This window comes from Haematospirillum sp. H4485 (assembly GCF_012102745.1).
Lineage (GTDB): Bacteria > Pseudomonadota > Alphaproteobacteria > Rhodospirillales > Rhodospirillaceae > Haematospirillum.
In genome coordinates this window covers 29,169-45,309 of sequence record NZ_JAAVSY010000001.1, presented here as the reverse complement: position 1 = coordinate 45,309, position 16,141 = coordinate 29,169, and the positions used below count along the sequence as shown (strand labels likewise).

The 16,141-nt window shown below is 55.9% G+C and carries 12 protein-coding genes and 1 pseudogene; 7 read left to right on the top strand and 6 right to left on the bottom strand.

Annotated elements, in window-relative coordinates; translation table 11 throughout:
* Positions 1-214: 214 nt before the first annotated feature.
* Positions 215-781, top strand: coding sequence for a winged helix DNA-binding protein (locus HEQ61_RS00195; RefSeq protein ID WP_322099156.1), 567 nt, complete (start codon positions 215-217; stop codon positions 779-781).
* Between the two features lie 65 nt (positions 782-846).
* Here HEQ61_RS00195 and HEQ61_RS00190 read toward each other — a convergent pair whose 3' ends face one another.
* Positions 847-3,132 carry a hypothetical protein gene (locus HEQ61_RS00190; RefSeq protein WP_168018556.1) on the bottom strand — a complete coding sequence of 762 codons (2,286 nt, stop codon included), beginning with the start codon at positions 3,130-3,132 and terminating at the stop codon, positions 847-849.
* A gap of 363 nt (positions 3,133-3,495) precedes the next feature.
* On the opposite strand from HEQ61_RS00190, the gene HEQ61_RS00185 reads away from it, so the two are divergent.
* The 4 genes from HEQ61_RS00185 (at position 3,496) to HEQ61_RS00170 (ending at position 6,711) form a co-directional block, all read left to right on the top strand.
* The gene (locus HEQ61_RS00185) at positions 3,496-4,119 is read left to right on the top strand and encodes an exopolysaccharide biosynthesis protein (protein ID WP_168018554.1); all 624 of its coding nucleotides are present in this window, start codon (positions 3,496-3,498) and stop codon (positions 4,117-4,119) included.
* A 164-nt stretch (positions 4,120-4,283) separates the two neighbouring features.
* Complete coding sequence (locus HEQ61_RS00180) at positions 4,284-4,616, top strand: lipid asymmetry maintenance protein MlaB (protein WP_066135129.1); 333 nt, start codon at positions 4,284-4,286, stop codon at positions 4,614-4,616.
* Positions 4,617-4,825: 209 nt separating this feature from the next.
* Complete coding sequence (locus HEQ61_RS00175; RefSeq protein ID WP_066135127.1) at positions 4,826-5,245, top strand: HIT domain-containing protein; 420 nt, start codon at positions 4,826-4,828, stop codon at positions 5,243-5,245.
* A 50-nt stretch (positions 5,246-5,295) separates the two neighbouring features.
* Complete coding sequence (locus HEQ61_RS00170; protein ID WP_168018552.1) at positions 5,296-6,711, top strand: cryptochrome/photolyase family protein; 1,416 nt, start codon at positions 5,296-5,298, stop codon at positions 6,709-6,711.
* On the opposite strand, the gene HEQ61_RS00165 is transcribed toward HEQ61_RS00170, so the two are convergent.
* Entirely contained in the window at positions 6,712-7,983 is a 1,272-nt protein-coding gene (locus HEQ61_RS00165; RefSeq protein ID WP_168018550.1) for a D-amino acid dehydrogenase, read from the bottom strand. It abuts the gene before it with no gap.
* Positions 7,984-8,164: 181 nt separating this feature from the next.
* On the opposite strand from HEQ61_RS00165, the pseudogene HEQ61_RS00155 reads away from it, so the two are divergent.
* Both HEQ61_RS00155 and HEQ61_RS00150 read left to right on the top strand, forming a co-directional pair.
* Positions 8,165-9,216: pseudogene (locus HEQ61_RS00155) on the top strand (AMP-binding protein).
* A gap of 121 nt (positions 9,217-9,337) precedes the next feature.
* Positions 9,338-10,165, top strand: a complete 828-nt coding sequence (locus HEQ61_RS00150; RefSeq protein WP_322099155.1) for a sulfite exporter TauE/SafE family protein — start codon at positions 9,338-9,340, stop codon at positions 10,163-10,165.
* Here HEQ61_RS00150 and gltX read toward each other — a convergent pair.
* The 4 genes from gltX to HEQ61_RS00130 all read right to left on the bottom strand — a co-directional run bounded on the left by gltX (position 10,162) and on the right by HEQ61_RS00130 (position 15,960).
* Complete coding sequence (gene gltX, locus HEQ61_RS00145; protein WP_168018544.1) at positions 10,162-11,499, bottom strand: glutamate--tRNA ligase; 1,338 nt, start codon at positions 11,497-11,499, stop codon at positions 10,162-10,164. The two genes, HEQ61_RS00150 and gltX, sit on opposite strands and share 4 nt — an antisense overlap.
* Before the next feature lie 31 nt (positions 11,500-11,530).
* Positions 11,531-13,201, bottom strand: a complete 1,671-nt coding sequence (locus HEQ61_RS00140; protein WP_168018542.1) for an NAD+ synthase — start codon at positions 13,199-13,201, stop codon at positions 11,531-11,533.
* 144 nt (positions 13,202-13,345) lie between these two features.
* Positions 13,346-14,491 (bottom strand): nicotinate phosphoribosyltransferase, encoded by a 1,146-nt coding sequence (locus tag HEQ61_RS00135; protein WP_245183030.1) that lies wholly within the window; start codon positions 14,489-14,491, stop codon positions 13,346-13,348.
* A gap of 50 nt (positions 14,492-14,541) precedes the next feature.
* Positions 14,542-15,960, bottom strand: a complete 1,419-nt coding sequence (locus tag HEQ61_RS00130) for a class II 3-deoxy-7-phosphoheptulonate synthase (RefSeq protein WP_168018541.1) — start codon at positions 15,958-15,960, stop codon at positions 14,542-14,544.
* Positions 15,961-16,141: the final 181 nt, after the last annotated feature.

Genomic DNA, 16,141 nt, shown 5'->3' with positions numbered 1-16,141 from the left:
GCTGTTGGTCATAGTGCTGAACCGATCTCCCTGAAGCAGGATGCCACCGTCTTGATCCCGAAAAAATCTCACGGTTGCCCAGTAAACACGACATTCGCGCCGCAAACTTGTGATGTCCTATGATTTTACCTTGCAGACATCGTCATTGATGGCTCTATTAAGTGTAACTAATGCACGAAAATAAAAAACAATCAGATAGAGAGGAGGACGTCTCGTGCGAGAAGCAAGGGAACAAACACGGCTGGATGAAGCCATCACACAACGGTTTGATATCAATATGCCGGTCTCTGTTTGCGAACACAACGAACAGAGCCTGTGCCACGAATGGCAGTTAAGCGATCATGAATACAGCCTGATCGTTGCCCATAACGCCTTCAATCGCTGGATTACACGGTGCATGGCTGCCGTTGGATACCCGGATTTCAGCCCGCTTGATATTCTGGTTCTTCACAGTGTCAATCACCGCAGACGGGCAAAACGACTGGCAGACATTTGCTTTGTCCTGAATGTGGAAGACCAGCACACAGTTAATTATTCCTTGAAAAAAATGCTCAAGTCAGGATTGGTCGAGGGAGAGCGCCGCGGTAAGGAGCGCTTTTACAGGACAACAACACAAGGTGAAACCGTCTGTAGATCCTATCTTGCCATTCGAACCAAATGTCTGCGCGACGCTGCTGAACGACAGGATGATAGCGGGGATGGCTTTCACCATCTTGCAACGGCATTAAGAGATCTTTCGGGATTCTATGACCAAGTTGCCCGGGCAGCATCGTCGGTCTGACAGCGTATGTTGATCCTGAGCGGAGAAACCCGCTCAGGATCAACACTGCCGCTGCATAAGGAATGTCAAAGCAGCTCTGCGAACTCTGGTACAAAAAATGCTACAGCCGCTTTCATATCGTCAGGCAGAAGCTCGAAGACATCCTGGACAAACTCTGATTTTACAAGGCTGGATGCAACCGTTGGCAGTTCTTCTGTTCTGCATGCCATAGCATCAAGGTCAATCCAGTCCCCCGAAATGTCCGAAGTAATGGGCCCCGGGGTATATCCATGAGATGAGGGCAGGCAGACACCAGCGAAACCTTCGTGCTTTTCGTCTGGCATTTCGACAGAAACCGTCATCCGCTCAGCCCGGAAATCACGCCCGTGCTGATCTTGCAAAATAATCTTTCCGATATTGCTCTCAACAAGGAAGGATGCCGTAATGCCGTGTGCAGAGCCGGCCTGCGTTATCACATTGGCCAGTTCAGTTGGCGTACGCCACGACTGCGCCTGAATATGCAGAACGCCCGGTGAACTGAGAACAGGGTGGATAAACTCAAACGGCAGGGACAAGGCATGCCCCGAATATGCACCAATATCAAGAAAGGCAGTAGACGGCACAGCGTCTGAGGCCATACGCCCGTCCACACGGTCCAGAATATCGGGTGACCATACGATTGCCGGCGTTACGGACCAATGAGCCGCCGTAAAGGGTTGTGCGGCTGCATTCTCGATAACAAGAGCACCATCACTGATTTTTGCCAAGGTATTCTCCAACCCGGGCTTGCTCCGAATGGCATCGTTGACCGCCTGCTGGATTTCTTTAAGCGTCGCAAATGTATCCCGAACCGTAACGGCCTCATCCCCGATCTGGAACTGCAGATTCACAATCAGCAAATCCGGTCTTGTATCTGGCGGGGAATTGCCAGATCCCGACATCGCCATGGTGTTACCTGACAGGTCAAACCGGGCAAAAGATGGCTGTGCATAGGCCATTGCACCATCCTGCTGCAGGATACGGGATGCACCGGGCAAGGACGGTGCATCCTGACTCAGATCAGGAATGGCAGCAGGATCATACGCCTCGTCACCCTCGTGATACTGCCGGTCAAGACGCAGAGTTCTCTGCAAGGCAGGCTCATTCAAATGACGGTACGATGTATCCTGCGGCGGGATAACACCCGGCTTGCCGGGCTCAGTCTGGGCACCAATTGTGTCGGCTTGACCACGCCCATCAGGTATGACAAGCGTCACACGCTCGAAGATAAATCCTTCCGGGCTACTGATAACAAGCCTGTTCTGGCTGTCCAGTGACGCAACAAGTTCGTGGGGATCATTCACGAATGCCTGATTGAGGATCTCAACCAGCTGGTCAGGGCTGGTACTCTCACGATAATCGACTGCAATGTGAACAGATTCCCTCAGTATTTCTCCCTTGCGTAAAATAATGTTGAGGTCGAGAGGCTCTCCCCCATCACCGTTCGGTATACCTGATGGCCAAAGGCCAGAAAGCGTTATCGAAGATGGAACAGGATCCAGCGCAAGACCACCAGGTTCACCATCCCGGATCTGTAATGCAACAGGTGGCCTGGATAGAGTTACCTCCCCAGCCCCCATGGGAGCCTTGGTCGTTGTTTTTATGGTAATAACCCCATTACTGTCCGCAGCAACTTCAAAACGGGCCTTGGCGAACAGCCCCAAAACATCCTGCTCGCCGGCAAAGGTAATATTGACATCATGGCCACCAATCTTGAATTGCATGCCTTTTGGGGACAGCCCATCGGATAATGGAGGCAACCTGAATGTCATCGTGGATACAGCCCCGCTATCAGGGCCCGGAAAAGATGCATGCGCATACTGCACAGGTGGCAGGGCACGACCGGGCCCTTCGGTTGGCGGATTGTCGCCCAACATGATCCTGAATTCACCGGGACTGAAACGAAATTCTGTTGTACTGCCAATATCATCGCGGTGGGCTATGACCTTGCCAATACGGACACTACCCATGTTCATAAACCGAAGAGAATGACCATCCGGGGTAACCTTGATCCTTGCCGCCTCATGCATGCTTCCGCTTAGCGCAGTCTCCATGTCTTCGGCAAGACGATTGATGTCCCAGAACTTGGGACCTGAACCACGCGTAACATGATAGCTATGCCCGTCAATGGTAAAAGAAAGGCGATCAGCCTGAACGCCATAGACTGCGGTGTCCCCTGTACCTTGAACGTATGGGATGCGCCATTCCCAGACAGAATCGGCAGGGTAAGGAATATAGGACATCCCGGTGGCGTTACCATCCGCATCAACACCTGACAAAGAGCGCTCAGCACTGACAGCAGCATGCAGAGTTGTGTCATGATCTGTGCCCATATCCCCTCCCATGATGCAAAGACATCAAACACGCCGGAAAAACCTTTGAAGCACAATCCGCATTCATCTGAGAAAGGAACAGTGCAGAGCCATGAATACAATCACAAATACATCCAATACTCCACCGCAGTATTTTGACTGAGAAACAATTGCAATGATCAGATCAGGAAGGATCTGCTTATGAAATGCATGAAGGCAAATTTTTCTTTATGTTGAGATAATTCGTTTCACAGAAGCTGTACAGATTGTATTCATAAGATGCACAGGCTTGAAGAATACCGTAAAAACGTGCTCTGTTTTCTCCCGTCTCCCATCGCGCAGCACACTACAACGTACCTGAACTGCGATAACCTAGGTTTCTGCATGTCCTTTGATCAGCCGCGTTCCTACCGCCACATTCCAGCCTCCCAAGCTCTGGAAGCTCTTTCACCACCAGCTGGTTCTTCACGAATCTGTATCGGTGATATCACACGGGTTCTTGATGACCGGGCATGGGGTGTCATCGTTCTGGCCCTGGCATTTCCCTGCCTCATTCCTATGCCGATACCGGGTTTTGGCCTTGTGTTCGGGGCTCCCCTGCTGGTTATAAGTCTGCAACTGGCAGCCGGACAGAAAAGACCATGGCTTCCGGCTATTCTAAGCCGCCAATCGATTGACCTTGAGACATGGAAAAAGTCACTTGCTGTCATTCTACCCAGAATGAAGAAAGTTGAAAAAATCCTGCGCTATCGTTTGCCATGGCTCTCATCAACCGCAGGAGAAAGATTGACAGGCCTTATGATGGTTATTGTGTCTGTCCTTCTTCTCCTCCCGGTTCCCTTTACCAATATCCCTTTAGGAATCATCCTCTGCCTGCTGGGGCTTGGGCTTTTTGAGCGTGACGGGATTGTTCTTCTGATTGCATGGTGCCTGTCATTAATCGCCCTTATAATTTTTTCCGGACTTATCCTTTTCGGCGGCACCGCCGTCATGGGGCTTTTTGCCTGAATGACCCCATATCCCGCAAAACAGGCCCCGAAGCGCGTCGCAACCTGCGAATGCAGCAGGGACATCAGCACACATAAAACAATAATACCTTGATATAAAAGCCTCCCTAATCCTGGCATCGGGCTTGCTCTGACATGGGTAAGCCGATGAAGGAGTACAGAGAGATGTCCGTTACCCTACTCAACAGCCACCAAGACATTATTGCTGTTGTCATGGGTGACCTAACCCTCTCGACCCTGGACAGCGTTCTGCCGGTGTTTATAGACATCAGCCAAGACGCAAAGCAGGACGTAACCCTTGATCTGAGCAGCGTAGCGGTCATCGACGCCGCCGCAATCGGGTTGATCATCGCGCTGAACCAACGCCTGGTTTCCAGTGGTCGGGCACTGACACTCCTGTGCCCGCCCGGTCAGCCAAGAGGCCTGCTGTCCCTGGTCGGACTGGATAGTCAGGTCAAGATGATAGAGACATACGCACCCGGACCAGCGGTGCACTGAAACACCGGCAGAGGGGTAAAACCTTCTGCCCACCCCCGCCAAGCCTGAGACCCATCTCTCCCCCAGGGTCTTCAGGAATGGCGGGGGTTCCTCATTCCAGCATCCAGGACCATGGGCATACAGAATTGTTTTGCAGGCTTTCCCGTGACAAAACAACCTCATTAGGGCAGCATGGGGTGCACTGTCACAGCACCAGGAAAGAGCGCGCAATGTTCAGGCTGCACCCCCGCCTTGAAGCCGATACCGTTGAGATTGCGGTCTGGCCCCTGAGCCGGGTTCTGCTGATGAATGATCGTACGTACCCTTGGCTGATCCTGGTCCCCCAGCGGGAAGATGTCCGTGAGCTGCACCATCTGTCACCGGAGGATCGTACCCGCCTGGTCCATGAAATGGCGCTGGCAGCACGTCTGCTGGAAGATGCAACCAAGGCGGACAAGATCAACGTAGCCGCATTGGGGAACCAGGTGCCCCAGCTGCACGTACATGTGATTGCCCGTTTTCACGATGACCCGGCATGGCCCGATCCTGTATGGGGTGTTGTCCGCCCCGAACCTTATGATCAAGCCAGCCTCTCTCATACAATCCGTATGCTTCGCGGTAATATGACCCCGCCACAAACAGCCGGATAAGAGCTATATATCATTACCAGCCGCACGTTCCCGTCACGATGGATCTCTCCATGAACACGCATTCCCCTGCCCTGGTCTGGTTTCGCTATGACCTGCGCCTGGATGATCATCCCGCCCTTGTTGCCGCCATCGAAAGTGGAGCCCCTGTCGCAGGAGTCTTTGTTCTGGATCCGGATAGTGACGGCCGCCCGCTTGGGGCCGCATCACGCTGGTGGCTGCATCACAGCCTGAAAAGCCTGACAGACCAGCTTGCCTGCCATGGCGTGACATTGATATTTCGCCACGGCAGTAGCGCGACAGAAATTCCCTCACTTGCCAAAGCGTTGAATGCCAGTGCGGTTTTCTGGAATCAAGGCCACACACCGTGGATGACGGCACAGGACAACGCAGTACAGGACGCCCTGAAGTCCCGTTCCATACAGGGCATCATGACACGCTCCGGCTTGGTGGCTGATCCAGGGGCTGTACGTAACAAGGCCGGAGGGCGGTTCCGTGTCTTCACACCATTCTGGAAGACACTGTCAACACTCCACCCACCACACAAACCGCTGGACGTACCATCGCAGATACGGCCTGCACACGTCTCCCGTACAAGCGGTTCAAACCTGCAGGATTTCGGCCTTCTCCCCACATCAGGACCGGACTGGACACAAGGGCTGCGGGATACTTGGGAACCGGGAGAAGACGGCGCTTTCCAACGCCTCGGGCATTTTCTGGATGGTATCATCGATGACTATGCCACGGGCCGTGACTTTCCGGACCGGGCGGCAACATCGCGCCTGTCGGCCCATTTGCGGTTCGGGGAAATTTCTGTCCGCCGGATATGGGATGCAACGCTGGGAGCTGTGGGCGAGAAAGGCCTGAAGTTCCTTTCAGAAGTCGGATGGCGGGAATTCAATCATCACATCCTGTTCCAGCACCCGTCCCTGCATACAGAACCGCTGCGACCGGAATTCCGCCGATTCCCCTGGCAGGATGCCCCAAAAGCATTCCGGCTCTGGTGTCGTGGCCAGACCGGCTACCCTATTGTGGATGCCGGCATGCGGGAGCTATGGCACACAGGCTGGATGCATAACCGCGTACGCATGATCGTTGGCTCCTTTCTGGTGAAAGATCTGCTGGTGCCGTGGCAAAAGGGGGAAGACTGGTTCTGGGATACGCTGGTGGATGCCTGCCCTGCCAATAATCCGGGCAACTGGCAGTGGGTAGCTGGCTGTGGCGCCGATGCGGCTCCGTTCTTCCGTATTTTCAATCCGGTCCTACAGGGTGAAAAATTCGATCCTGCCGGTACGTATGTGCGCCGCTGGATTCCCGAGTTACGAACCCGGAGCACACAGTCTGTCCAGCACCCTGTTGATCCCGACGACCTGTTTGTGCGCAGTGCCTACCCACCCCCTATTGTCAATCATGGACGTGCGCGCGATCGTGCCCTTGCAGCCTTGAAGGCCCTCGATACAGCCACCTGATCAGACCGAGCGGTCCGGTTCCCCGTAACGGGCAATACTGAGACCATCCATATCAATATCCGGGGAACGTCCGCTGACAAGGTCTGCCGTAATCCGCGCCGAGCCACAGGCCATGGTCCAGCCCAAGGTTCCGTGTCCGGTGTTGATCCACATGTTGCCATACCGGCATCCACCCAGAACAGGGGTTCCGTCAGGCGTCATCGGACGCAGGCCGCACCAGGCATCTGCATAGTCCACCATGCCGGCATCAGGGAACAAATCCCGCACCACATGCCGGATCGTACGAACACGGCGCGGAGAAAGCGTCAAATCATAGCCAGCCAGTTCTGCCGTTCCCGCAGCACGGATACGATCCCCCAAACGGGTCACCGCCACCTTGTATGTCTCATCCATAATGGTGGAGCGCGGCGCAACATCCTCGTTGAGTACAGGCAAGGTGATGGAATACCCTTTTACAGGGGCTATCGGCAGATAAATACCAATCTCGCGGGCGACAAGAGGCGATGAACTCCCCAAAGCCAGCACAAAGGCATCAGCCATAGTCAAGCCTTCGGATGTCAGGACGCCCGTAACCCGCGTCGCATCCACCTGCAAGGCATTGACCGTCACACCATGACGAAAAACAACACCCGCATCGGCTGCCATGGCGGCAAGGGACCGGGTAAATTTCAGACAGTCACCAGTTTCATCTCCGGGCAAGCGCAAACCACCGACAATCTTGTGCTGAACGGGTGCCAACCCGGGTTCAACCGCGATACAGCCGGCCTGATCCAGAATGTCATGGCGCACACCATGGCGTTCAAGAACACGACAATCGCGGGAAGCCTCATCCAGTTGAGCCTGCGTACGGAAAATCTGCAAGGTTCCAAGCATACGTTCGTCATACGTAATCGCGGTTTCTGCCCGCAGCGCCTTCAGAAGATCCCGCGAGTATTCGGCGATACGCACCATACGGGCCTTGTTGATCTCATAAGAAGAAGGATTGCAGTTGGCCAAGGCACGCGCCATCCAGACAACCATGTCCGGATCAACAGCAGGGTGGAGAACCAGGGGCGCATGCCGTGAGAACAGCCATGACAGGGCCTTGAGAGGAATGCCCGGTGCCGCCCACGGAGAGGCATAGCCCGGTGATATTTCCCCTGCATTGGCATAGCTGGCCTCCAGGGCACTCCCCTTCTGGCGGTCAAGAACCTCTACCTCATGGCCGGCACGAGACAAGTACCACGCTGTTGTAACACCGATCACACCGGCGCCAAGAACCAGAACACGCATGCGATCCCCCATCCCCATGCACAGACTGAACCCGGATGAATACGGACTTCAGCTCCGTGATTTCCTTTCTGGTCACCGTAGCATGAAAATCCCGCCGCACACATGGCGCCACGACCAAGCAGAGATAATCGACAATACCAAAAACCTGACAGATCCAGGAAACCAGGTAAAATAGGATGTGATGCCGGGGGGCACAAAGAACAGACATCACATGGGGAAAGGCAGAAGATTCATGACAGGCTCTTTTTACGCCAGCATATACGCGCGATCACCTGCCAACGGGAATCGTATTCTGCTGGATACACCCGGTGGTCGAACCATCACCTGGACCATGGCAGCAGAATGGTCGGCCCGCTATGCAGACAGCCTGTACCGGCTTGACCTGCAAAAAGGTGACCGTATCGCCGTACGGGTACAAAAATCACCCGAGCTTCTGTTGCTTCATCTGGCCTGCCTGAGGGCGGGCGTGGTCTTTATCCCCATCAACCCGGATCATGAGGGGCAGGCACTGGACCATATCTGCATGACACCAGACCACAGGTCCTGATCGTCGAACCGGAACAGGAAGAGCACTTTCATGCCTTGGCGCAGCGCTTCGATATTCATCATGTGCTGACTTTGGGGACACATCACAACGGAACTTTTGCCATTCATGGCAGCAAAGGATCAGATCAGTTCCCGATCGTGGAATGTCATCCCGATGACCCGGCAGTCATACCGTATCGTTCTGACGCCAAAGGACAGCAGAGTGGCTCCTTGCTATCCCATGGCAATCTACTGTCCGTGGCGCAGAACATCATACAGGCGTGGCATATCACAGATCAGGATATCGTTCTGCATACCGTACCCATGTTTCAGGCTTATGGCCTGTCTATCGGGTGCCATTGCGCCTTGCTTGCGGGGGCAAGCATGATATGGCTTCCCTCCTTCAACGTAGACACCGTTCTGGCCAGCCTACCCCGCTGCACCATCTTCACGGGAACACCATCTTCCTACGAGAAGCTGTTGCAAAAATCCGGGCTGGGTCGCGTATCCACCCAGAATATCCGCCTGTTCCTGTCTGACACAGGTTCCCTGCCGGACCACATGTTCCATGACTTTGAGGCCCGCACGGGCCATCGTATCCTGGAATGCTCCGGCATTACGGAAAGCACACACATTACAACGGCAGGCAACGCCAACAGGCACGAAACAAGGACCCCTCACGACAAACGGCTGGTTCCAAATCCATAAAACAGCCCCCCCCTTTGTGTTACCAAGACATAATCTCTTGCCCGAAGGGAACCCATCACTTTGACAGCCCCATGAATGTGGCTCATCTTGGCTGGCCCTGCACATGGCATGGACCAATACGGTGAGCACCGATACAACACTCAGCATTCTCATCCTTGCTGCCGGTTTTGTCGGAACCGGCATTGCTGCCGGATTTCTGGCAGGGCTTCTGGGGGTTGGCGGTGGGATCATCATGGTCCCTGCCCTGTTCCACCTGCTGGCAACCCCGGGCATTGATGACAGTATACGGATGCACATGGCTGTTGGAACGTCCTTGGCCGTCATTGTCCCGACGGCCCTGTCATCATCATGGTCGCACTACCGTCGTCATGCCATCGATGCAGACCTGCTGAAGACATGGGCACCCGGCATTGTCGCAGGCTCTGTTCTGGCAGGTATCATAGCAGCATCAGTCAAGGGATACGTCCTGACTACCGTGTTCTCGGTTACAGCTCTTCTGGTCGCCCTCCACATGGCCCTCGGCCCGTCAGGACCTTCTTTCACCATCCGGATGCCGGGAACTTTGGGGCAACTCTGCCTAGGCACCCTGATCGGCACACTTGCCACATTGATGGGCATTGGCGGAGCAACATTAAGCGTGCCGGCCATGACAGCTTTCTCTGTCCCCATACACCGCGCTGTTGCAACGGCCAGTGCACTTGGTCTGGCGATAGGGATTCCCGGCGCGGTCGGGTTCGCCATGGCCGGAATGGATACCCCCGGGCGCCCCCCCTGGTCGCTGGGCTACATAAGCCTGCCCGGCGCACTGGTTCTTGCACCACTCAGCGCCTGCTTTGCCCCATGGGGGGCACGGGTTTCACATACGGTCAAACCACACAGACTGCGCCAAGTCTTTGCCCTGTTTCTTTTCGTGACAAGCCTGCGCATGCTCTGGAATCTCCAGAGTTAGGCAGCACCCCCCAGCCGCTGCAGAACGCGACCACGCCCAAGCAAGGGTAGAAGAATCTTAAGCTCCGGACCATGATCTAAACCGGTCAGGGCCAAGCGCAGTGGCATGAACAAGGCTTTGCCTTTTCGCCCGGTTTGCGTGGACACAACCCCTGTCCACTGCTTCCAGGTCTGCTCGTCCCATGGCTCTGGCGGAAGCAAGGAAGCAGCTTCGACCAGGAAAGCTGGATCTTCGCAAACAGGAACCATTGGGCCATGTAAAATACGGTACCACGGCAGGGTATCGGCAACCGTCTGCACGTTAGGACGAACAGCCAACCAGAAGGACTCGTCGGCCAGATCACAACCCAGGGACCGAAGGCGTTGGGCAACCTGATCCCAGCCCATGCCATGGACCAGTTTTTCTGTCAGACGCATCAAATCGGCTTCATCCAGCCTCGGGGTACCACGCCCAAAGCGCCCGAGATCAAAATCCCGGATCAGAACCTGCACATCCTGAACCGGCTCCACCGCACCTGAAGAGCCAAGACGCGCCAAAAGGGCATGGACAGCCAGTGGCTCAACCCCCTTGTCACGCAACTCCGCCACAGACAAACTGCCGCTGCGCTTGGACAGCTTGTGCCCATCCGCTCCAACCAACAGGGGAAGATGGGCAAACGCCGGCAGACTTCCCCCCAAGGCATGGAACATCTGGATCTGGACCGCCGTATTGGTTACGTGATCCTCACCCCGCACAACATGGGTTATGCCCATCGCAACATCGTCAACAACCGACGGCAACAAATATAAAAAGCTGCCATCTTCCCGTATCACAACCGGATCGGCCAAGTGGGCTGCGTTATAAACACACTCACCACGAACCAGGTCCGTCCAGCGTATCTCTCCGGGATCGAGCCGGAATCGCCAGTGCGGGCGCCGTCCCTGTTGCTCCAGGGTTTCCTTCTGCTCCGATGTCAGCGCCAATGCCGAGCGGTCATAAACAGGAGGCAAGCCCCGTGCACGCTGCCGGTTGCGCATATATTCCAGTTCTTCGGGTGTCTCGTAACAAGGATACAGGCGACCATCGGCAATCAGGCGGTCCCGCGCCTGCATATACAGATCAAGCCGACGCGACTGGAAAAACTCCTGCCCCCATTCAATGCCCAACCAGCGCAGGTCACGGGCTATGCCTTCGATGAATTCAGGCCTGGAACGCTCCCGGTCTGTATCATCATAGCGCAGAACAAAGCGCTCCGGATCACCGCCCGCAAGCAGGAAATTAATAACAGCCAGACGGATATTGCCCATATGAAGGGCACCGGTGGGGGAAGGAGCAAAGCGAACACGAACAGACATTCAGTATGTTTTCCAGAAAGCCCGGATAACCTCAGGCCAGTTTTACAAAAGCATTGGTCAACGGATAGCGGCGCTCGCGCCCGAATGCACAACGGGTGATCTTGACACCGGGCGGGGCTTGACGACGCTTGTATTCCGCACGATTCAACAGCACCCATACCCTTTCAACCTCGGCCTGAGGGTAGCCTGTTTCTGCCGCAACAGCCGAAACGCTTTTGCGCTCCTCAATCAGTTTCTCCAAGATAGAATCCAGCACCGGATATGGGGGCAAACTGTCTTCATCTTTCTGGTCGTGGCGCAGTTCCGCCGTGGGTGGCTTGTCAATGACCCGCCGCGGCATGACAGGCCCGGCCGGCCCAAGAAGCCCCTGCGGGCAACGGATATTGCGCCATTCCGATACAGCAAAGACCGTGGTCTTGTAGATATCCTTCAAAACAGAATACCCGCCGCACATATCACCGTACAGGGTCGCATACCCGGTGCTCATCTCGGACTTGTTGCCCGTTGACAGAACCATCGGGCCAAATTTGTTGGAAAGCCCCATCAGGATCACACCCCGCGTGCGGGACTGCAAATTTTCTTCGGTAATATCGGGCAGATGACCGGAAAAGAGAGGAGCCAGCATCTGATCCCACGCATCAACAGCCGGAGCAATGGGAATGGTATCAAGACGGCACCCCAACAGACGCGCAACCTCGGCAGCATCATCCAGACTTTCGCGCGACGTATAGACCGACGGCATCATCACACACCAGACACGGTCGGCACCCAGCGCATCCACCGCGATTGCGGCCGACAGGGCACTGTCAATGCCCCCCGAAAGTCCCAGCAGAACGCCGGGAAACGCATTTTTGGTTACGTAGTCGCGCAAGCCAAGAACCAAAGCCCGGTAGATATATTCTTCCCGCCGCGGATACGCGGCAGGGAACGACGCCCCCCCGTCCGGCCACCATCGCGCATTTCGGCGCGACCACGTGCAAAATGTGACGCCTTCATCCCACGGCGGCGCGGCATGGCACACGGCAGCATCGCACCCGAGAACGAAGGAAGATCCATCAAACACCAATTCATCCTGACCACCTACCTGGTTGACATAAACCAAAGCCAAACCGGTTTCGCCCACGCGGGCCGCGGCGTGCTGCTGCCTTTCGGCAATTTTGTCCAGTTCCCACGGAGAACCGTTGAGCACCACCAGCAGCTCTGCCCCGTTAAGGGCAAGAGAGCGTGACACATCCGGGAACCACATATCCTCACAAACCATCACCCCCATGCGAACACCACGCACCGTGACCGGCTGCGGCAGAGAGCCTGCAGAAAAAACCCGTACCTCGTCAAAAACGCCATAGTTCGGCAGGTGATGCTTCAGAATAACACCCTGAATCACCCCCCCATCCAGAACCAAGGCCGCGTTGTAAAGTGCACCGCTCTGCCGCCAAGGAGCGCCGACCAGAAGGGCGGGTCCACCATCCGCTGTGAGGGCGGCAAGAGCCTGAAGCTCACTCTCTATCATATCCAGGAAGGCCGGGCGATATACCAAATCCTCGGGCGGGTATCCACACAGGACCAGCTCACCGGTTATCAGAAGATTGGCTCCTTCTGCCGCAGCTTTGTCTCTGGCATCCCGAACCAGTGCCGCATTGGCCCGGATGGCACCAACAGTCGGATTGAGCTGCGCCAGCGCCAGCTTCAGGGTATCAGCCATCACCATGATCATTCTGCGATATCAAAACCAGCGAAGTCCGGCAAGCTAGGATGGAGACAGACCCCTGTCAACGCGCAAGACGACAGAACACACCAAGCCGCAGGTAAAAAGATATGAAAGGAACGATTACCAAGCCGCATACAGTTAACATGAACGGCGCAGCAGAAATTCACGGCCAACCTTCACCCTGGGTTCCCCTCCATAGGCAATAATATCAGCCGTTGCATAGGTCTCCTGCCAGGAATCCGGTAGGAAACTGCCTGTTCCAATCACATCCACCGGCGCCCGAGCATACCCGATAACACGGCACTTCTCCGGAGTAAAACCCGATGAGGCCACAATCCGCACACCGGGGAAACCTGCCTTGTCCAGGCAATCACGCACGTGCCATATAGCTGCCGCCGATACGCCCGTTCCAATCAGATGCTTCAGCTCCCGATCCGTACGATAACCGCGAATGGCCTGAGGAGCATGTTGATCCAGAACAGCATAGCTGGATTGAGGATCAAGCCCTTGCAGAAAACGCCCGCCATGCGTATCCAGACGCACGGCAAGGCGCCCCGCCACGGCCAGATCCGGGAAAGTACGGCATACCTCAAGAGCGTCATCCACTTCCTGCCCGAAGTAATCCACCAAGACTATTAGAGGATCATCAGGGAACGTTTCATGATACATCCTGGCGGCCTGCACCGTTGACCCGGCATAGCCAATCAAGGCATGCGGCATGGTCCCCATACCCTCACTACGGCCAAACCAGTGCGCTGTCGCATCTGTGGCATTGCCCGTAAAACCACGCGCACCAGCCCTCTTGCGGGCAGCAGCAGAGCCAACAGAGGCCGCATAGGCCATCAGGGCAGCCATCTCGGTTCCAGCACAATGCCGTGCATCCATGGCCAGAAAATCAACATGAGGCAGCTCGCTGCACATGGCTTCGGCCTGCCAGGCGGCAACGCAGGCAGCGCCCAGTTTCTGTAACAACAGTGTTTCCAGCTCGACCAGAACAGAGAAACGACCGGTCACAAAAAGAAGCGGCTCCCCCGCACCAACACGGTCCCCTTCCGCAAAGGGTTCCTCAACACACACACCCGGCCCGTCTTTGGAAACAACAGCCTCCAGCCACTCACGCGCCATGCGCGTTGCAGCCAGAACCGGGCGGCGCAAGAAAACAGCATAGGTGACATCAATATCACCAAACCGCTCAATAATGTTCCGGGTACGGGCAAAATACGCGTCGGTCCACGCCCGAACAGAATCAGGCGAAGGGGGAAACCTGTCCAGCAATCCTTCCAAGATGATATCCTTTGCGCCCCAGACCAAAGCAGAACAAACAACGCGACCGATCAGGCTCCCACGGCGAACCCGGACAATGGCTGCCCCCGTCGCTCCTCCTTCAGGGCCTGGGCGACCAGGAAGGCAAGGTCCAAAGACTGGGCCGCATTCAGGCGGGGATCACAAAAGGTATGATAGGCATCCCCCAGCCTAGCTTCGGTAATAGCCTGGGATCCGCCGATACACTCCGTCACATCACGCCCGGTCAGTTCCAGGTGCAAAGCCCCGGCATGGCTGCCTTCAGCCCGATGGACGGCGAAGAATGTCCGCACCTCGGCCAAGATGCGGTCGAAACAACGGGTCTTGTAGCCATTGGCAGCCTTGTGGGTGTTGGCATGCATCGGATCGCAAGACCACACAACCTTGCGCCCCTCGCGTTGCACAGCACGGATCAGGGCAGGCAGACGCGCCCCCAGAGCCTCTGCCCCCATACGGGTAATCAGGGTCAGGCGCCCCGCCTCGTTAGCGGGATTGAGAATATCACACAGCCGCAGGAGCACGTCCGGCGTTGTCCCCGGACCAACCTTGACAGCCACCGGATTCTGGACGCCGCGCAGAAACTCCACATGCGGCCCTTCGGGATCGCGGGTACGCTCGCCAATCCACAGCAGATGGGCGGAACAGCAGTACCAGTCCCCTGTTGTGGAGTCCACACGGGTCAGTGCCTGCTCATAGGGCAGCAGAAGCGCCTCGTGTGATGTGTAGAAGTCCGTCTTGCGCAACTGGGGTACACGCTCCCCCGTCAGGCCGCATGCATCCATGAAGCACAGGGCTTCCTGGATACGGTCTGCCATTTCCTGGTAACGAGCCACCTGTTCAGAGCCATTGACAAAGCCTAATGTCCACTGATGAACCTTGTGCAGATCGGCGTAACCACCTTCTGCAAAGGCACGCAACAGGTTCAGGGTCGCTGCAGACTGGTTGTAAACCTGCATCATGCGCTGCGGATCCGGCGTACGGTCCTGCAAGGTAAAATCCGGGCCATTGATCATGTCACCCCGGTAACTGGGCAGCTCCTGGCCATCCTGCATTTCCGTTGCAGCAGACCGGGGCTTGGCAAACTGGCCGGCCATGCGCCCAACCTTCACAACCGGGCACGATGCACCGAAGGTCAGGACAATCGCCATTTGCAGAATAACACGGAAGGTATCGCGGATCGAATCAGCCCGGAACTCCGAGAAGCTTTCCGCGCAATCACCGCCCTGGAGCATAAAGGCCCGCCCTTCAGCGACCTCGGCCAAGGCACTGCGCAGACGACGAGCTTCCCCGGCAAAAACCAGAGGCGGCAGGCCCCGCAAGGAATCTTCTACAGCTTGAAGCTTCTGTGGATCAGGATAGGTCGGCATCTGGAATGTCTCAAATGGCCACCCCGCCTCTACTGCCGAGTGCACAATGCTCCTCCAGCTTTCGGGGGTCCATTTTCCAGACATAACACCATCATCCTTCTTAAAGCAGACAGAGAAAAAGACTCTGACAAAAACAACAGGGAGTCCGAGATATAGGCTCCATCCGCATACAGACGCAAGCCAACAGACCAAAAGCAGGCAAAAAAGTCAGCCGGTTACCTCGCCACCCTTTTTATGGGCCCGGAGCAACGGTCTGCAGAGCAAC

Bases quoted from the DNA above. Each gene is read 5' to 3' on its own strand.
- HEQ61_RS00185 (WP_168018554.1), top strand. From the start codon at position 3,496: ATGTCCTTTGATCAGCCGCGTTCCTACCGCCACATTCCAGCCTCCCAA.
- HEQ61_RS00170 (WP_168018552.1), top strand. From the start codon at position 5,296: ATGAACACGCATTCCCCTGCCCTGGTCTGGTTTCGCTATGACCTGCGC.
- HEQ61_RS00190 (WP_168018556.1), bottom strand. From the start codon at position 3,132: ATGGGCACAGATCATGACACAACTCTGCATGCTGCTGTCAGTGCTGAG.
- gltX (WP_168018544.1), bottom strand. From the start codon at position 11,499: ATGTCTGTTCGTGTTCGCTTTGCTCCTTCCCCCACCGGTGCCCTTCAT.
- HEQ61_RS00130 (WP_168018541.1), bottom strand. From the start codon at position 15,960: ATGTCTGGAAAATGGACCCCCGAAAGCTGGAGGAGCATTGTGCACTCG.
- HEQ61_RS00140 (WP_168018542.1), bottom strand. From the start codon at position 13,201: ATGGCTGATACCCTGAAGCTGGCGCTGGCGCAGCTCAATCCGACTGTT.
- HEQ61_RS00180 (WP_066135129.1), top strand. From the start codon at position 4,284: ATGTCCGTTACCCTACTCAACAGCCACCAAGACATTATTGCTGTTGTC.
- HEQ61_RS00165 (WP_168018550.1), bottom strand. From the start codon at position 7,983: ATGCGTGTTCTGGTTCTTGGCGCCGGTGTGATCGGTGTTACAACAGCG.
- HEQ61_RS00175 (WP_066135127.1), top strand. From the start codon at position 4,826: ATGTTCAGGCTGCACCCCCGCCTTGAAGCCGATACCGTTGAGATTGCG.